Origin of the sequence: Prevotella illustrans (assembly GCF_017426725.1) — a bacterium.
GTDB lineage: Bacteria > Bacteroidota > Bacteroidia > Bacteroidales > Bacteroidaceae > Prevotella > Prevotella illustrans.
The window spans coordinates 1-2,008 of sequence record NZ_JAERMS010000078.1 but is presented as its reverse complement, the minus strand read 5'-3'; the positions used below and the strand labels follow the sequence as shown (position 1 = coordinate 2,008).

The following is a 2,008-nucleotide window of genomic DNA, read 5'->3' as shown; positions in this document are numbered from 1 at the left end:
TGCTACTATTTAACGATATGTAAAACTTAAATGCGATTTTATCGCATCAGTACTATTCCATAAATTCTTTTATGTAGATGAAAGGGATAATATGTTTACTGACAGGAACGAATTTCTATCTCAGATGGAATCTGTTATTTCTAGCTTGGAGATTGCGAAAGATTTAAATATCCATACGGATTTCTTTCATGGAGGTTCTGTTATTAATAGCAGTAAGATTAATTACATTTACCAATATATTGATGATGTTTTTATGGATTATTTCTTTAGGACATATGATTTTAAAGAAATAATATTTCCTAAGGGATTTTGTTACGAGCAGATAACTCCTAAAGGAATTGTCCACCCTGATAGTGATATTATCATTCATTTAAATCACCTATACGATAGATGCACGTTTGCTAATAATATATGGCGTCTATTCGGTCTTGACAATTACCTATTTACTGTCTTTCCTAAGAATGGATTTATTAAGCAATTCTATCTCAATAGAAAGATTTTTGGATTGCATACTGAATGTGGAGTTCTATTAAATGAGATTCCGTTCAATAAAGATCTTGATGAATACTTAGATAGGTATTATACCGGAAAGAGTTGTATTAACCAACAATTTCGCGGAATTGAAGTCTTAAGGTATGCTAAATTTTTATATGAAGAATGCGAACATTCCATATACAACTGCCACCCATCATATCAACTTAAAATTCATAATTTCAGTCGTGGATTCTCTCAGATTAGAGAAAGTCACCTCTTTGGAGAATATACTATCGAAGACATCTTGTTTATCTATGCTCTGCTCACGGATAAATTCATCCTGAATGAAGATGCGTTTCTTTTAAGCATCTGCTATTGCCTTGGAAATAAGATAGAGAATGATATTCTTGCGACTTTTATTGGATATGAGACACTGACTCAAGACTACCATATAATAGAGCCTTACATATGCAGTAAAGATTTATATCTCCGTTTTGCGAGCCATACTAACAGTAAAGCGTTTAAGTTCAATAATATAAACGATGCGATTGATTCAGTACAGTTGTTCGAACAAGAGCGTGTTTCTCTTATTAGAATTGGCAATACCATGCCATTACCTTATTTGTATAAAAAACTTTATAATTAATATAAAACTATGTATGTAGAAACCGTTGACAAAGGAGAATGTTTCTCCACAACAATGGAATTTATAAATGGTGTTTATGCCAATAAAATCGAATGGGCAAAATATGGCTTTTGCCCCAAAAACGGCTTGGTGGGCGAAGTCGTAAAGAGAACACCTTCAGCTTATATCGTAAAAAAAGGAGAAGGGATATACGTGCCAATGACAAGAAAAGGCATTAAAGAAATAACTTATGAAGAATACCTGGCAGGCCAAACCAACAACGTCTGTAACGGTTTGGACGAAAGACAAAAACGGATAAACAATCTAGTGGATGACTTTAATGCCCAAACAGGATATGATTGGCAGCACTTGCCTGATATGCGTATGTATTTCAAACAAGACGTTATCCAAAACATTACAAAGCTAACATGTGATTTCAAGCGCAATATATTCCTGCCTGATCTTGAAAAATCTGCAGTCATATACGCTGTTGATATGTGTTTAGAATATCGCCACAAATCAGGCCGCAATCTCGCGCCAATAACTATTAAAGATATATCTAATCAGGTTTGTGATGTTTATATGGAATTATTTAATGGTCAATTCCTTCAATCAAGTAAGGATAAATGTTTTCAACTAATTTCTGACATGGTTATGAAACCAAACGCTCAAGAAATTATCAATGAATATTATCAACAAGTCGATATCAGATATAATTGGTCATAAATTATCCCTATTCTTACGCCAATGCACATACATATCCCGTATCGAAATCTCATGATTGAGAATTAATCTGCCTGATTTTCCAAAGCTAATGAATTTGAGTTGCGTTTTTTGTTGACTTTCAATTATTTATAAATAAGTGAACAAAATTAATTTATACAAAACAAATATATGTAATTCCCGTTC

At 32.8% G+C, this 2,008-nt stretch carries 2 protein-coding genes; both read left to right on the top strand.

Going from position 1 to position 2,008, the window contains the following annotated elements:
- Positions 1-124: 124 nt before the first annotated feature.
- Entirely contained in the window at positions 125-1,120 is a 996-nt protein-coding gene (locus JHU38_RS12205; protein WP_146156998.1) for a hypothetical protein, read from the top strand.
- A 9-nt stretch (positions 1,121-1,129) separates the two neighbouring features.
- The gene (locus JHU38_RS12200; protein WP_107581696.1) at positions 1,130-1,825 is read left to right on the top strand and encodes a hypothetical protein; all 696 of its coding nucleotides are present in this window, start codon (positions 1,130-1,132) and stop codon (positions 1,823-1,825) included.
- The last annotated feature ends 183 nt before the right edge of the window (positions 1,826-2,008 follow it).

Coding starts and splice junctions, on each gene's coding strand:
- JHU38_RS12205 (WP_146156998.1), top strand. CDS start 125: ATGGAATCTGTTATTTCTAGCTTGGAGATTGCGAAAGATTTAAATATC.
- JHU38_RS12200 (WP_107581696.1), top strand. CDS start 1,130: ATGTATGTAGAAACCGTTGACAAAGGAGAATGTTTCTCCACAACAATG.